Annotated in this window: 15 protein-coding genes and 1 pseudogene; 10 read left to right on the top strand and 6 right to left on the bottom strand. The window is 44.6% G+C overall.

Features of this window, described 5'->3' with window-relative positions; translation table 11 throughout:
- Positions 1-430: 430 nt before the first annotated feature.
- Positions 431-1,780: a glutathione-disulfide reductase gene (gorA, locus tag FNC98_RS00310; RefSeq protein WP_143579387.1), complete on the bottom strand. Its 1,350-nt coding sequence runs from the start codon at positions 1,778-1,780 to the stop codon at positions 431-433.
- Between the two features lie 240 nt (positions 1,781-2,020).
- On the opposite strand from gorA, the gene prlC reads away from it, so the two are divergent.
- From prlC to FNC98_RS00335, 5 genes are all read left to right on the top strand, one after another.
- Entirely contained in the window at positions 2,021-4,090 is a 2,070-nt protein-coding gene (gene prlC, locus FNC98_RS00315) for an oligopeptidase A (protein ID WP_143579388.1), read from the top strand.
- 21 nt (positions 4,091-4,111) lie between these two features.
- A complete protein-coding gene (locus tag FNC98_RS00320) occupies positions 4,112-4,819 on the top strand; it encodes a DNA-3-methyladenine glycosylase I (protein ID WP_143579389.1) in 708 nt (235 codons plus the stop codon).
- Positions 4,820-5,012: 193 nt separating this feature from the next.
- Positions 5,013-5,210 (top strand): hypothetical protein, encoded by a 198-nt coding sequence (locus FNC98_RS00325; RefSeq protein ID WP_143579390.1) that lies wholly within the window; start codon positions 5,013-5,015, stop codon positions 5,208-5,210.
- A gap of 46 nt (positions 5,211-5,256) precedes the next feature.
- Positions 5,257-5,625, top strand: a complete 369-nt coding sequence (locus FNC98_RS00330) for a hypothetical protein (protein WP_143579391.1) — start codon at positions 5,257-5,259, stop codon at positions 5,623-5,625.
- Positions 5,626-5,753: 128 nt separating this feature from the next.
- Complete coding sequence (locus FNC98_RS00335; RefSeq protein WP_144035397.1) at positions 5,754-6,515, top strand: class I SAM-dependent methyltransferase; 762 nt, start codon at positions 5,754-5,756, stop codon at positions 6,513-6,515.
- 54 nt (positions 6,516-6,569) lie between these two features.
- Here the strand turns inward: FNC98_RS00335 and FNC98_RS00340 are convergent, their stop codons facing one another.
- On the bottom strand, positions 6,570-7,781 hold the full coding sequence (locus FNC98_RS00340) for an AraC family transcriptional regulator (protein WP_143579392.1): 1,212 nt from the start codon (positions 7,779-7,781) through the stop codon (positions 6,570-6,572).
- A 315-nt stretch (positions 7,782-8,096) separates the two neighbouring features.
- Here FNC98_RS00340 and FNC98_RS00345 point away from each other — a divergent pair, with 315 nt between their 5' ends.
- Complete coding sequence (locus FNC98_RS00345; protein ID WP_185968015.1) at positions 8,097-9,488, top strand: amidohydrolase family protein; 1,392 nt, start codon at positions 8,097-8,099, stop codon at positions 9,486-9,488.
- Entirely contained in the window at positions 9,475-10,677 is a 1,203-nt protein-coding gene (locus tag FNC98_RS00350) for a carbohydrate porin (RefSeq protein ID WP_221932905.1), read from the top strand. Before FNC98_RS00345 ends, FNC98_RS00350 begins: the two co-directional genes overlap by 14 nt.
- A 43-nt stretch (positions 10,678-10,720) precedes the next feature.
- On the opposite strand, the gene FNC98_RS00355 is transcribed toward FNC98_RS00350, so the two are convergent.
- Positions 10,721-11,218: an NYN domain-containing protein gene (locus tag FNC98_RS00355; protein ID WP_143579394.1), complete on the bottom strand. Its 498-nt coding sequence runs from the start codon at positions 11,216-11,218 to the stop codon at positions 10,721-10,723.
- 528 nt (positions 11,219-11,746) lie between these two features.
- Here FNC98_RS00355 and FNC98_RS00360 point away from each other — a divergent pair.
- The 3 genes from FNC98_RS00360 to FNC98_RS00370 all read left to right on the top strand — a co-directional run bounded on the left by FNC98_RS00360 (position 11,747) and on the right by FNC98_RS00370 (position 14,248).
- On the top strand, positions 11,747-12,220 hold the full coding sequence (locus FNC98_RS00360) for a peroxiredoxin (RefSeq protein WP_143579395.1): 474 nt from the start codon (positions 11,747-11,749) through the stop codon (positions 12,218-12,220).
- A gap of 110 nt (positions 12,221-12,330) precedes the next feature.
- Positions 12,331-12,858 (top strand): non-heme ferritin, encoded by a 528-nt coding sequence (gene ftnA, locus FNC98_RS00365; RefSeq protein ID WP_143579396.1) that lies wholly within the window; start codon positions 12,331-12,333, stop codon positions 12,856-12,858.
- A 202-nt stretch (positions 12,859-13,060) separates the two neighbouring features.
- A complete protein-coding gene (locus tag FNC98_RS00370) occupies positions 13,061-14,248 on the top strand; it encodes an NAD(P)/FAD-dependent oxidoreductase (protein ID WP_144035399.1) in 1,188 nt (395 codons plus the stop codon).
- A gap of 17 nt (positions 14,249-14,265) precedes the next feature.
- Here FNC98_RS00370 and FNC98_RS00375 read toward each other — a convergent pair.
- The 3 genes and pseudogenes from FNC98_RS00375 to FNC98_RS00385 form a co-directional block, all read right to left on the bottom strand.
- Positions 14,266-14,740: pseudogene (locus FNC98_RS00375) on the bottom strand (NYN domain-containing protein).
- Between the two features lie 78 nt (positions 14,741-14,818).
- Positions 14,819-15,457: a DsbA family oxidoreductase gene (locus FNC98_RS00380; protein ID WP_143579397.1), complete on the bottom strand. Its 639-nt coding sequence runs from the start codon at positions 15,455-15,457 to the stop codon at positions 14,819-14,821.
- A 1-nt stretch (position 15,458) separates the two neighbouring features.
- Positions 15,459-16,001, bottom strand: coding sequence for a redoxin domain-containing protein (locus tag FNC98_RS00385; RefSeq protein ID WP_143579398.1), 543 nt, complete (start codon positions 15,999-16,001; stop codon positions 15,459-15,461).
- Between the last annotated feature and the right edge of the window lie 27 nt (positions 16,002-16,028).

Genomic DNA, 16,028 nt, shown 5'->3' on the forward strand with positions numbered 1-16,028 from the left:
GATAAGTCTGTTGAACAATTAGTTCACCCACCAGTTCAAAAATACAATGAATTAGTGTGGTGCTTCTGAATGTATTGATATTACGGGGCGGCGAAAGAAGTGTGAAACCGTTTCTATTTATTATTATTGGTCAAATAGATGTGGATAAAAATTCTGGTTCGCTCGCTTTTTAAGCATCGTTAGATACGGCAGGATGCTGCTTTTTCGTACAACAGGGAAAGATAGTATCAGAAAGATTTTCAAAAAAAAATGCCTTTTTTACATTTTTTTAAAGAAATTTTGACAGTGCATTTTAACTCGTTCCAGACCCCCCTAGATTCCTGGTTTAACGAACAACATCTTGTTTGAAAAAAGATTTCTTAAAAAGAAAAAATTAGCCGGATTCTGGATTTGCTGAATATTGACAGCAAACCCATTCAGATTGTCTTGTTTATCGCATGGTCACGAATTCTTCGGCAGCGGTAGGGTGGATCGCTACGGTATTATCAAAATCCGCTTTGGTGGCACCCATTTTCACCGCAACGGCAAACCCTTGCAGCATTTCATCACTGCCTAAGCCAATACAGTGCATACCAACAATTTTTTCATTGCTGCCCTGGCAAACCAGTTTCATTCGACAAGGCTGGCGATGACGAGTAACCGCAGTATACATAGAAGTAAACTGCGAGGTATAAACCTTGATGTCATCTTCCCCGAACTGTTCCTTGGCTTCGTTTTCCGTAAGACCAATCGTACCTATGGTTGGGTGGCTGAATACTACGGTCGGGATCAGGTTGTAATCGAGGTGTTCATTCTCTTTGTTGTTAAACAAACGTTCAGATAACCTGCGACCAGCGGCAACCGCGACCGGTGTTAGTTGTGCCCGGCCCGTATTGTCACCAACTGCATAGATATTTGCGGTATCCGTATTCTGAAATTTATCCGTTGGAATAAAGCCTTTTTCGTTTACTTTAATGCCGGCGTTTTCAATATTAATGGTATCGGTGGCAGGTTCTCGACCAATCGCCCAGATAACACAGTCGACGGTGAAGGTTTTGCCATTTTCCAGTGTCACCGTGAGTGAACCATCGGCATTTTTCTCAACGGATTTTGGTACCGCACCGGTTTCCAGTTTTGGACCTTCTTGCTCCATGATTTCAACCAGCGTATCACTGACTAAATCGTCAAAATCGCGCAAAGGTTTGTGCTTGCGCACCAAAAGATGTGTCTCGCTACCGAGAGCATTCAGTACACCGGCTATCTCAACGGCAATATAGCCAGCGCCAACAACGGCAACTCGATTAGGTTGTTCTTCAAGAGCAAAAAATCCATCGGAAGTAATACCGTATTCCGCGCCGGGAATATCTGGAATAGAAGGGCGACCACCGGTTGCGATTAATATGTGATCGGCAGTGTAGTGCTCACCATTTACTTCGATGGTATTTTTATCGACAAAGCGACCATAACCATTAATCACTTCGACATGGTTTCTGCCAAGCACGGTTTCATAAGAGGTATGAATTCGGGAAATATACGCTTCGCGGCTTTCAACCAGCCTGCTCCAGTTTAAAGGCCCTGCGGTCAGGTCGAAGCCATAGTCTTCACTTAAATGCACGGCATCGGCAATTTGCCCGGCATACCACATTACTTTCTTTGGTACGCAGCCGACATTTACACAGGTGCCTCCCAAGGCTTTGGCTTCAATTAAGGCACATTTTTTACCATACATAGCGGCCCGGTTAACTGCAGCGATACCGCCACTCCCTGCACCTAAGGCGATATAGTCGAAATGCTTACTCATTGAAATACTCCTGATTCTTGGAAGACGTTGTAATAGTAGTTGATCATTGTGTCTAACCAGCTGGTTTTCAAGCGAAAGACAAGCTTAATTGACCGCGGCAAAGGGAAATAAATTTTCTTAGTTTTCCTGCTAATCAGAAAACCCTGCTCAGATAAGACAATAAATCGGCCATGTACTCTTGAATATCTGTCGCCCTGCACTTATTAATTAGCTAAGTAAATAAAATCTAAACGAGCGATTATGACTACGGCAAATTCCCAATATTCATCAGCAAATCCACTCTTGGCAAACAATAACTTGCCAGCTTTTTCACAAATTAAACCGGAACATATTCAACCTGCAGTTGAGAAGGCCATTGCCGATTCTAAGAAAGCCATCGATGCCGTAGTTGCATCTGGCGCGCCGTTTACCTGGCAATCTTTAGTGGCGGATATCGAAGCGGTCGATGATGTGCTCGAGAAAATCTGGTCCGGTGTTTCTCATCTTAACTCTGTCGCCAGTACCGACGAAATCCGTGAAGCCCATGATGCTTGCTTACCTATGTTGTCAGAATATGGCACTTGGGTTGGACAACATTTAGGTCTTTACCAGGCCTATGAAGCGTTTTCTCAAAGTGAAGAATTTGCGGCACTTAACGCCGCTCAGAAAAAAGTGGTTACTAACGCGTTGCGTGATTTTAAATTATCCGGAATCGGCTTACCGGCTGAGCAGCAAAAGCGTTATGGTGAAATTCAGACTCGCTTATCCGAATTATCTTCGCAATTTAGCAACAACCTATTAGATGCAACCCAGGCGTTTAGCGTCAATGTGACCGACGAAGATGAGCTGTCAGGTTTGCCGGAGAATGCCAAAGCAGGCGCTGCGCAGTTAGCCGAGGCGCAGGAAAAATCCGGCTGGGTATTTACTTTAGATATTCCAAGCTACCTGCCGGTGATGATGTATGCCGACAACGAAGCGCTACGCGAAAAGCTGTATCGCGCCTATGTGACCCGAGCGTCTGAGCTTGGTCCAAATGGCGGCGAGTTCGATAACTCAGCAATTATGGCTGAAACCTTAAATCTGCGTCATGAAGTCGCCGGTTTACTGGGTTTTGATAACTATGCAGAGAAATCACTGGCGACCAAAATGGCAGAATCAAATCAGCAGGTTTTGGCATTCTTAGAAGACTTGGCAACCAAGTCGAAAACCCAGGGTGGTGATGACCTTGAGCAATTAAAAGAGTTCGCCGAAAAACAATATGGCAAAGCCCAGCTACAACCTTGGGATTTAGCTTATTATTCGGAAAAGCTGAAACAGCAAAAGTATTCGATTTCCGATGAAGATCTGCGTCCATATTTCCCGGAAGATAAAGTCGTTAGCGGCTTATTTGAAGTAGTGAATCGCCTATATGGTTTAACGATTACTCAACGTGATGACGTCGATGTCTGGCATAAAGATGTAAGCTTCTTCGATGTTTTCGATAAAGACGGCGGGCTGCGCGGTAGTTTTTATTTAGATTTATACGCCCGTGAGAAAAAACGTGGCGGTGCCTGGATGGCCGATTGTGTTGGTCGTCGTGAATTAAATGACGGTTCGGTGCAGCTACCAGTAGCGTTTTTAACCTGTAACTTTACCAAACCGGTTGGCGATAAGCCTGCGTTGTTTACCCATGATGAAGTGGTAACCCTGTTCCATGAATTCGGTCACGGTTTGCACCATATGCTAACTCAAATTAATGCCGCGGGCGTTGCTGGTATTAATGGCGTGCCATGGGATGCGGTTGAGCTGCCGAGTCAGTTCCTGGAAAACTGGTGTTGGGAGCCGGAAGCATTGGCATTCTTATCGTCGCATCACGAAACTGGCGAAGCATTACCACAGGAAATGCTTGATAAAATGCTAGCCGCGAAGAACTTCCAGTCAGCTATGCAAATGCTGCGTCAGTTAGAATTCAGCTTATTTGATTTCAAAATTCATGCGGAATATGACCCGGCAAAAGGTGATGAAATTCAGCATGTGCTTAATCGAGTGCGCGAACAGTATGCTGTCGTTGAAGCACCAGAATTCAACCGTTTCCAACATAGTTTTGGTCACATCTTTGCTGGCGGTTATGCCGCCGGTTATTACTCTTACAAATGGGCGGAAGTGTTATCCAGTGATGCCTATTCTCGCTTCGAAGAAGACGGTGTCTTTAATCGCGAAACCGGTCTGGAATTCCTAACCTGTATTCTTGAAAAAGGTGGTAGTGCCGAGCCAATGGAATTGTTCAAAGCATTCCGTGGCCGTGAACCTCAGGTAGACGCTTTACTTCGCCATTCGGGGATCGGCGCTTAATTCGGCGCTCTTGGTATTACCATGGAAAAAGTAAGTAGTATTTATCAGCGGGCTGCGGATCGTAAGGGAGGAGAGGGAAATTTGCGCCTTCTTCTGACGCCTTATCATACCGAAGCGACCAACAATGATGAGCTGGCGCAAGTTGGCGACGACAGATTTCTCGCGCACTTCACTAAAAAAGTCTTCCAGTCTGGTTTTGTCTGGCGTGTGGTCGAACAAAAGTGGCCAGACTTTGAAGAACACTTTTTCAATTTCGATATTTTTAAAATCATGATGATGAGTGAGGAAATGCTTGAGAATAAAGCTCAGGATCCGAAAATCATCCGTAATTTTAAAAAGGTGCAGACCATCAAGGCTAATGCCCAGATGATTTACGATGTGCAGGTGGAGGATAATGGCTATGCAAGCTTTGCGGAGTTCGTTGCTGCCTGGCCAGAAGAGGATATCATTGGTTTGTGGGCTTACCTGAAAAAACATGGCCAGCGATTGGGCGGTAATACCGGCCCATATGCGTTGCGCGCTCTGGGTAAAGACACCTTCTTGTTAAGCCGCGACGTTGAAAGCTATTTTCGCGAGCACAAGCTTATCGACGGCGGCCTGACAACCAAATCCAGTCTTAATACTATTCAACGCTGCTTCAATGAGTGGCAGCAAGAATCTGGTCTTAGCATGCAGACCCTAAGCCGACTCATTTCTTACAGTTGCGGTGATAATTCCGTCCAGGTTTAACTCCGGATCAAAAATATTTCAGCCATAAATAACCCTTTAAACCATTGTGTTTATTGGGTTTTGGCTGTTTATTATATTTGTATCTGTCATTTTTTGATTTCATTACTCAAGCTAAATTATCGATAGCGATATCGATAACGGTGATCTGTACAGATCAATTAATCAAATCAAATCAAGTCATAAGGAAATGATAATGGAAGAGTTAAATTTATTAGACGCAGAACAGGTTAGTGGTGGTAACCCCGTTCTAATTGGTGTTGGGATAGGTGTTGGTGCCAATTATGTATACGATACCCTGGGCGGTAAAGAAGGCATCGATTCAGCTGCGGAGGCCGTAGTGGAGTACTTCAAAGAGGCTTGGGAATATGATCCTGTCGTTTCGATGTTTTAAATAAAGGAGTGGGGAGGCTTTGCCTCCCCAAAATAGTATGAAAATAGTGTCATTATTATTAGTTGTGCTCAGTTATATCGGATTATCCATTATTGAAACGTCGCGAGTTGAAGACTCAAACGTTGCTGATGTTGTATCAGGGAGCGGTCCAAACTTTATGGCAATCGTAATATTTGCTGCTTTACTGTTTTTCTTTTCTCGCTATCACACTAAATTTATCAAATTAATAACCGGCTACTTTTTAGGGGTAGTTTGCTACGAGTTTATCCAATTGAATATGAGTGGCAGGGTATTCGATTGGTTTGATATTTTGTTTAGTTTTATCGGCCTGGGTTTCGTATTACTTTTAGCCATTGTTTTTAATCATTTTAATTGGATGAAATTAAACGCAGCTAAAGCGAAAAACATCTCTTAGATATTATTGTTTAGTGGAAGCGCTGACATAACTTATAATGCGTGCAGTGAATAGAATTTTGGGATCCGTAAGTGTCGGTAAATGCAATCACAAACTGCTTAGTATTCGCGGATAGCTTTAACAATATTATGCAAGCGGAGCAGGTTAGCGAAACCTGGGGAATCCCATATGGTGGCGAGCTACGGGATATTCGCAAAGTAAAAGCACCTTTCTATCTGTTAGCTACGGATAATCAACTGGAGCTACACAAAACCGATGAACCGAAGTTAGACGGTATTGTCGTCGATTTTGTCAGCGGTGCTGTGGGCCATCGACGAAAATTTGGTGGTGGTCGCGGCCAGGATATCGCAAAGGCGATTGGCTTGAAGCATGGCTTTTCTCCAAAGGTATTAGACGCTACGGCGGGTCTGGGCAGAGATGCTTTTCTATTGGCTAGCCTAGGTTGCGACATGGTGATGATTGAACGCCAGACACCGGTAGCAGCTTTACTTAATGATGGCTTGCAACGGGCCAAACACGATGACGAAATTGGCGAGATGGTCGCCAACCATATGCAATTGATTCATGCGTCCTCATTAGATGCGATGAATGTTGAAAAACTGCCTCAAGCCTTGCAGGGTATCGATGTCGTCTATTTAGATCCCATGTACCCACATCGGGAAAAATCAGCGCAAGTTAAAAAAGAAATGCGGGTATTCCAGTCCCTGGTAGGTGAAGATCCTGATGCCGATGAATTGTTGAATAAAGCGTTGGCGATTGCCGAATATCGGGTTGTAGTTAAGCGTCCAAACTATGCAGAACCTCTGGCAGCAAAGAAGCCATCAACCAGTATTAAGATGAAGAAAAATCGTTTTGATGTTTATGTAAATAAGGGCATTCCCAAGGCCTAGAACTGCCACCCGGGCATTCGTAATTAACAGTTTAAGTTCCATCCCATTTGTATATTAGACATTGCTGCCAGGAAACCGGGTCTGCTCCATAATTGAGTGGGTCACGTCGGTGATCACTGGCAAAGGGTGATGTGGATTCTTCTGGAACTGTTTCGGCGTGATTCCCGACAATTGTTTAAAAGTGCGGATAAAGTGGGTGCTGTGCTGGTATCCAAGCTGGCGGGCAATATCCTGAACAGAATCGCCTTTCATTAGCAATTTTACCGCTAATTCCTGACGGATTTGCTGAACTAATAAAGTTAAGGTTAAGCCTCTGCTTTTCAATGAACGTTGCAGGTTTCTTGGGCTGGTATGGCCCATGAGCGCTACGCTGTCCAGGCTTGGCATTTGCTGCCCGAAATAAGGTAAGAGAATGTCGATTAAGTTTGCCAAATCTGGATAGGATTTACGGCAAACTGGCGCATTAAGAGCTTGCATATCAGAGTCGGCGGTACTTTCTTTTGCCGCTTTAGTAACGATTTCACCCTGATCCACAAGCCCAGAGATAGCTGTTGAATTCGATTCTGTTGCCGGTTTAGTCGTTATCATCGAAGGATGGCGCAAACAAGAAAGATAATGGCTGGAAAACTCAATTGCCGTATGCGGATTGTCGAAGGTAATTAAATCTCGGTTTAAGTTGAATCGGCGCATATCGGACAGAGTTTCAGCCGCTTCAAGTAAATCGTCAAATTGTTGCTGCCAGTCTTCGGGCTTTGGACTTCTCAAGCGAATTTGCGTAGGTACAAAATTCGCGGGAACGAAGTGATGAATGATATCTAACAACACCATCACCAGATAACTCTCTACCTGATAATAGCCCGGGTAATATTTTACTACGCCACCGATATGACAAAACTCTACTCGGTGGTTACGTGTTAACATGAAAAAGTCGGCGTGGGAGGCGCCGGTGTAGGTTAACCTGGGAATAAGTTTCAGACATTGTTTCAGGGATTTCTCTTTTACCGCGAGTTCTGCCAGCCCTCGCAAGCCTTTATAGCCGCTCTTCAACCCTGACTTCCAGCCAATATTAGTAATGCCCTCGGCCTGAGCTACCTGCTCTACAAACTGATAAACCAGGTGGGTAGAAATTTTGATGTCGCCTTTATAAAGCAGACTGTCTGGAAGCTCGCACTCATGTAAGTAATGACTTACATCTATGCCAGCTAAGTACATGTATCGTGTGAAGGCCCATAACTGCTCTGCGTTGGTGGTCGCAAATTTAAGCACTTGGCACCTTGTTAAGTGAATGAATTAGATAATAAAATTTTGGCATAAGCTGGTCGCTTTTCAAATTTTATCTAAATATTTTGGCAAATTTTACTAGTCTTATAGCAATCGCATTAAATTATTGCCCTGAGTTGTGCACAAACTTAGTGTGATTAGTATCAAAGTTGACCCGTTCTTTATCGATTTCTAACTCAGTCGCTTTTACGGTGTATTTGACGAATGGCGAGTAAAAAACTTTACAGATTTTTAAGACGATCCGAGTGTTTTTTCCGTAGATGGTGGCGCGCCTCAAGGCTCTGCTTTTGTCTGTTGCTTATGACGTTGGCGCCTACGTTTGCTCAAGATGATACAGAGCAACAAGCGCAAGAGCCTATCGCAGAGCGCGCAATTCTTATCGAAAACGTCAATATCTTTGATGGTAAAAAGGATGCCATTAAAGCCAATCATCATGTCCTGGTTATAAACCAACAAATCAAAAAAATATCCGACAAAAGCATTAACTATCAAGGCCAGCTAATACGAATCAATGGTAAAGGTTATACCTTAATGCCGGGGCTCATTGAATCCCACGGCCATCTAGCCATTGTCGATAATCTGAGTAATCTCAAACATCATTTTGACTGGGTGGAAATTGGCGTCCGTCAGGCGGCAATGGCGAAATCCTGGCTATTGGATGGCTTTACCACGGTAAGAGACGTTGGCGGCCCGACAATGGGATTAAAACGCAGCATTGATGCTGGTGTGGTTCCTGGCCCTAGAATTTATCCGTCTGGTGCGATCATTTCCCAGACATCGGGTCACGGCGATATCCGTGAACGCACCGATCGCCATCCTTATTTGGAAAGTGAATCTGATGAGCATATGCAGCGCCTCGGCTACTACTATATCGCCGACGGTGTGCCTCAGGTATTAGCCGCTACGCGCAATAATCTTAGAAATGGCGCAACACAAATTAAAATCATGGCCGGTGGCGGTAACGGTAGCGAATTTGATCCCATTGATAGCCTGCAGTTTCGCCCTCAGGAAATGAAAGCCATTGTTGATGCGGCAAAAGACTGGGATACCTATGTTGCCGCACATGTTTTTTACCCAAAGCAAATTAATCGCTTTATTGATGCGGGCGGAATGAGCCTTGAGCACGCTCCCGCAATTAACGAAGCAACAATGAAAAAAGTGGTGAATAAAGGTGTATTTATCGCCATGCAGATGAATGGATTGTCCAAGGAATTACGTGATAGCCCATTCAATCCTCCCTATGCCAAAGCCGGCATTATTGAAATTCAGAAAGATTCCAAAGACTTTATAAAACTGGTGAAACAATACAAACCGAAAATGGTTTTTGCTACCGATGCACTGGGCGATGTCGAAACCCAAACCAAACAGCGTCGCTTTGAACTTTATGAACGGGCGCGAATTTTCGGTAACTTTGAAACCCTGAAAAGCGCCACGTCTGTGGCAGGAGAGCTCATGCTGCTCACTAATCGTCGCAATCCATACAAGCTAGGGAAGTTGGGGGTGATAGAGCAGGGCGCTTATGCAGATTTGCTTCTCGTTGCCGGAAACCCGCTAGCCGATATTTCCCTGCTCGGAGCCAATAAACAGTGGATTGACGCCGAATCGCCGCAACCCATCGACACCATTAAAGTCATTATTAAGGACGGTCGAATCATTAAAAATATTTTGAGGTACGAAGATGAAAACAATTAACTTCAGTGCTGCCCTGAAAGCATCTTCATACCTTATGGCTTTGTTATTTATGAGCAATGCCCAAGTAGCTAATGCCAAAAACCAAGTAGGGTTTGGTAGCCCTGAAGCGGTTGAGAATCGCATTGAAGAAGATAAGAAAAATCGAGTTCTTCCGCTAAAAGAACGGTTGGCCGCGGATGGTGTGAATCTGGCTCTGGATTATTCTTTACTCACTTTGGGGACCAGCGACAATCTACCTGGCACTGATGATAGCGCAGCTGGCGGTATGTTGCGTTTTTACGGCAGCTGGGACTTAACTGGCAAAGACAGCGGCAGCACCGGCAGCTTTGTCTGGAAAGTTGAACACCGACACAGTTACAGCGATTTAGAACCCAGGTTTGTTGAATTCAATGTCGGTGGCCTTGGTTTGCAGGCACCACCTTTTTCCGATCAAAAAGGCCGGGTAACCAACCTTTACTGGAAACAAAAACTCAATGATGGCAGGGCAACCATAGTGGCGGGCTTTTTAGACGCAACCGATTATCTTGATGTGTATGCGGTGGCCAGTCCCTGGACAGGTTTTGTGAACTTTGCGTTTAGCACCGGTAATAACACCATTGCCTTGCCAGGCGATGCGACGCTTGGTGTTGCTGGCGCGACCATGCTGGGCGAGAATTTCTTTGTCATCGCCGGTATTACCGATATGGAATCGGATCCGACAAGCCCGTTTTCAGATTTGCTCGATGAGAGCAACTTATTCAAAAGCATTGAGTTTGGCTGGACCTCATCTCAGGAACAGATTTTTCTCGATAATGTGCACGTAACTTTTTGGGATGCTGACGAAAGTATCTTTATGAATCAGGCGGAAGATTCCGGGGTAAATATCTCTGCATCAAAAATGTTTGGCGCCTGGTTACCCTTTGTTCGCGCGAGCTGGGCGGAAAACGGCAGCTTGCTAGGAATTGATAAATCAATAAGTACCGGCTTTGCCTATTATGGCCTGGGCGGTGAGGGTAATACGCTTGGCGCCGCAGTCAACTGGGCCGATACCGCCACAGAAGATCAGTACACCCTCGAAGTGTTTTATTTGCTCAAACTTTTTGGTTCGGTAGAGTTATCTCCGGACATTCAATTTATAAAAAATCCGGCCAATAATCCCAATGAAGATTTAGCGATGATATATGGCTTAAGAGCCCGGGTGTTTTGGTAAGCCTCAGGTCGGAGAATGAGCAGAGCACAGCAAAGATTAATGATTAACCTGGCATCAGCAAGTTCTCGTTAATGGCAATAAAGCGGTCGCAGGCACGTAACAACGAATTTGCGGTAAGCATTTCTACACCAATAACTTCCACCTGACACTGGTATTTGCTTTGCAGTTTTTGCACCAGCAAATCGAAGTCACCGTCGCCACTGAGAAGTACAATGGTGTCGCAATCTTCAGCATAATCTAATGCATCAAGGGTAATACCAACATCCCAGTCGCCTTTCGCCGAACCATCGCGGCGCTGAATATAAGGCTTTAGTTTTACGTCAAAACCTATGGCCTGCAATATACGCTGAAATTGCTGCTGTTTTTCATCGCCGGCATCAATGGCGTAGGCGCTGGCGTGGACGATTTCACCTTTTTCAGAGATAAAGGCCCAAAGCGCATTGTAATTAAAGTTACGTTTAAATGCCTGTTGGCAGGTGTAATAGATATTCTGCACGTCCACCAACACCGCAATGCGTTTTTCGGGTGTCATTTGTTTCATTGATTGTCCTCTGCCTGGATTTCGCTGGTGATCTTTATGCTAGCGTTTTATTTAGATTCTAACACAGCCCTAGTATGTCATTGCTAAGTCATTGCCAACAACCTGAATAAGAACGAGATAACCTGAATGGCTGGATTATCACTGCCATTGATGGCTAAATTGATTCGCCTCTGCCCGCTAGATTTTCTATACTCCTATACCAATCACACTAAGTTTGTGCACTACTTAGAGTTAGGGCCGAGGTTCAGTTACAACATAGATTTTATTGATATAGTCATTCTATATTAATGAAATATAGGGCAGTAAATGGGCCTCTCACTAACTCCCTTCGGGTGAGTTTTAAAGGCGTTTGTGCTGCATTACTGATTTTGGCTAATTTTGAAAATGGAATAACCATTCTCTGCAATCAAAGCCTTGTCTAAAAGCCTTTAAATTCTCACTGAGTGAGCAATAATTTAACGTGATTGGTATTAACTGTTTTACATTTTCTTAACAATTTTTGCGCACCAATAAACGTATGAGGTCTCTATGATCAAGGTTAATGACAAGATCCCTGCAGGAGAACTGCAACAGCTTACCAGCGATGGCATGAATAACCTTTCAACCGATTATCTATTCGCCGATAAAAAAGTAGTTTTGTTTGCCGTGCCAGGAGCATTCACACCAACCTGTTCTGAAGCACACCTACCCGGCTATGTAGTTAAATATGATGACTTTAAAGCCAAAGGCGTCGATACTATTATCTGCGTTTCCGTCAACGATGCGTTTGTGATGAGTGCCTGGGGCAAAAGCCAGAACGCCGAAAACATCCTGATGTTGGGCGATGGTGATGCTACCTTCACCAAATCATTAGGCCTTGAAATGGATACCGCGAGTTTTGGTGGTATCCGCTCGCAGCGCTACGCGATGGTTGTCGACCATGGTGTTGTCACCCATTTAAATGTTGAAGCCGCGGGTAAGTTTGAGGTCAGTGACGCTGAAACTATTTTGGCGCTGTTATAAAGTTAAACAATTCCGTTTTATAAACCAATGCGTTAAGATCGCCGTATCTCAATGATAGGGCGATTTTTTTATGGCCCTGTAGTCACATCAGTAAAAGAGCAGAGAGTCTTATGTTAAAAACGCAAATGGTTGAGCAGTTAAATGCTCAGATTAATCTAGAATTTTACTCCTCTAACTTATACCTGCAGATGAGTGCTTGGTGTGAAGATAAAGGTTTCGAAGGTGCCGCCGCATTCATGCGTAAACATGCCATTGAAGAAATGCAGCACATGAATCGTCTGTTCAACTATGTGAGCGAAACTGGTGCTCTACCAATCTTAGGCACAATCGATGCGCCACCACATGAGTTTGAATCCCTGGTAGAAGTATTTCAGGCGACATTTGAGCACGAGTGTTTAGTCACCCAAAAAATCAACGAGTTGGCGCATTTTGCGTTTACCAATCAGGATTACTCAACGTTTAACTTCCTGCAGTGGTATGTTGCTGAGCAGCATGAAGAAGAAACCCTGTTCAAATCCATCATCGATAAAATCCAATTGGTTGGTGATGATGGTCACGCATTATTCTTCGTTGACAAAGATTTAGCTGAGCTGGCTAAAAACGGCCCAACATCGGTAACGCCAACAGCAGACGCTTAATCGGTAATAATTAAGCTAAGCTTTACACAGTTTGGTTTTATATGAAGCCCTTAACAAGGGCTTTTTTATGCATGGATGTATTTAGTCGAGATATTGCCATCCATGATATCTCGACATGCCATAAGTCCATTTATTTATCCTGAGCGAGCCACGGATGGTGTTAGCCAGGGATTATAAGTAAATTTTAGAGGTTGTTTTGACCATAAAAAAGGTTGATGTATTGGTGATTGGTGCCGGCGCTGCAGGGTTAATGTGTGCGCTAAATGCGGGTTATCGAGGTCGTAGTGTTACCGTTGTTGATATGGGTAAAAAGCCCGGCCGCAAGATTATCATCTCCGGCGGAGGGCGCTGTAATTTCACCAATCAGAATGCCAATCCGGACAACTTTCTTTGTCATAACCCGCACTTCGTAAAATCGGCGCTGAGTCGCTATACCCAATACGATTTTATCGATATGGTCGAGCGTCATGGTATTGATTACCACCATAAAACCCTTGGGCAATTGTTCTGCGATAATTCCGCCCACGATATCGTCGAAATGCTGACCACCGAATGTGATTGGGCCGGTGTAACCATAAAGATGCAATCGGAAGTACTGAAGGTGGAAGCTCTGGAAGAGGGCGGATATCAGGTAACAACGTCAGGCGATGACTATCAGTGCGAATCTTTGGTGGTTGCTGCCGGCGGGTTGACCATGCCAAAACTTGGCGCCAGCCCTATCGGTTATAAAATTGCCGAACAGTTTGGCTTAAACGTATTGCCAACCTGTGCCGCTCTGGTTCCATTTACCCTGCATGATCAGGATAAAGCCCGTTTCGATGGTTTATCCGGTATTAGTGTCGATTGCGAAGTTACCAGCGAATCCGGGCAAATGTTCCGCGAGAATATTCTGTTTACCCATCGCGGCTTATCGGGTCCGGCGATATTACAGATCTCCTCTTATTGGCAGGCCGGGCAATGGGTGAGTATTAATCTATTGCCGGACATGTCGTTGCAGGAAACCTTGCAATCCATTCGTGAAAAACATCCCCAACGTAGCCTGAAAAATGCACTAACGCAGCTGCTTCCTAAGCGCCTGATTGAAAAGCTTGATGCTGCTGGCGAGATCCCGGCAAAGAACCTCAACCAGCTAAATCATCAGGAATATCAGGACCTGCACATCCATTTTCATCAATGGCGAATCAAACCCAATGGCACGGAAGGCTATCGCACCGCCGAGGTAACATTAGGTGGCGTAGATAGTGATGAACTTTCATCAAAAACCCTGGAAGCGAAAAAAGCCCCCGGACTTTATTTTATCGGTGAGGTTACCGAAGTCACTGGCTGGCTCGGGGGGTACAATTTCCAGTGGTCATGGAGCTCAGGCTGGGCTGCGGGGCAGGTGGTATAGAGCTGTGTATTGACAATTTAGGAGTGACCATTTTGTTTTGCTCGCTTCTTATCTCTGATCCAGAAAACTGAACCTTTGGTCTTCTTCATTTCGAACAGATCTATGGCGGCGAAAAGGTCACTGAGTTTTTTATAGCCATAATTGCGCTGATCAAAGGAGGCATGATTAGCGATATGAGTTCCGATTGGCCCAAGCATTGCCCATCCTTCATCGTTTTCAACAGCCTCAATCGCTTGACGAAGTAAATTCATCAACTTTGTATCACTTTTAATGCTTTGCGCAGGTTTTGTGATAACTTTTTCGGTATTTTCAGGCTCATCTAAGAACAAAAACATCTTCCCAAGGTTTTATATTTGAGCTTTTCCAGTTGCCATATGCTTTACGAATATTGACAACACCATAAGAGGCCAACTCGGATAGGATAACCTCTATTTTGGCGGCTGGGGCATTATCAGCATCAATTAATAAAGCGATTTTTTGTTTATCTTTCATTTCAAACAATCCTTGTTTTCAAGACATAGAATGATTGAAATACTCTATCCGAATATTTTAAATAATAAAACTGAAGATCTAGTTAGCCAGTAGATCTAAAATTAGTTGTTTGAATGTATCAACCTCGTGGGCCCCAGAAAGGGCTTTCTCATTATTAAAAATAAACAGCGGCACGCCATGAACACCTTGCCGATGCCATTGTTGTTCCATGGCTTTGATCTCCGCTTCGAAACGGTTCGTTTCGAGAACGGATTTCGCATCTTGTACGTCCAGGCCAACGGCTTTAACGACCTCAAGCAGTGCACCCTGAGAAAAGTCACCACGGTTGGAAAAGAAATGCTCGAATAAAGCCTCCGAGAGCGCATTCTGTAATCCGGAATCCTTCGCCCAGTGCAATAACTGATGGCAGTTAAGCGTGTTAAGCATTTTCATATCATCGAAATAGTCGAAGTTGAAACCTATTTCCTTACCGTGTTCCATTAACATAGCTCTGGCTTTGACACTGTCCTCAATCGAGGTGCCATATTTTTGTGCTAAATGCTCGCGCAGGTTTTCACCTGTCTCTGGCATATCCGGATTTAATTCGAACGGGTGCCAGGTAACGGATACGTCTACCGCAGGCTGAAGTTCGGCAATTGCACGTTTCAACCTACCGTAGCCAATCACGCACCAGGGACATACCACATCGGAAATGATATCGATTTGAAGTGTCGCCATATTATTTGTGCATACCTCGAATCGGGTAGTTGTTGTCTGGATTACGGATCCAGGCCAGACCATTCACCAGTGCCTGAAGCTCAGGGCGCACGAACGGATTGTTGGAAATATCGATTACCTGAATCGTACCTTCTTCATTGACAACATATAGTGCAGGCTCTGCAAATGGGTGATCGGTTTCCTGCTCGGAGCGGGGATCAGAGATGTAGGTACCGAGGGTTTTCATCTGCTCGATAGTCAGACCGAAGCCAAGTGGAAAATCGACTTCCAAACGCGACATATGCTCTTGAAGTTGCGCTTCGCTGTCACCCGAAACGGCAATTACATCAACACCGGTTTTCGCCAAATCCTCTTTAAAGGTCTGTAGCTGGTTAAGATATTTGGTACACAGTGGACAGTGTCTGCCGCGATAAACCACGACGAGTTGCCAGTCGTGACCGTTTTCAGGTTTGCCAAGGGTCTTAGAACCACCGCCACGAACCGACACCGTGATTTCAGGAAAGGTGCTACCAGGGTGTAACTTTTGGGTATATTCAGATGCCATAGATAATCCTCGAAAACATAGTTAGCA

Origin of the sequence: Thalassotalea sp. PS06, from assembly GCF_007197775.1 — a bacterium.
Lineage (GTDB): Bacteria > Pseudomonadota > Gammaproteobacteria > Enterobacterales > Alteromonadaceae > Thalassotalea_A.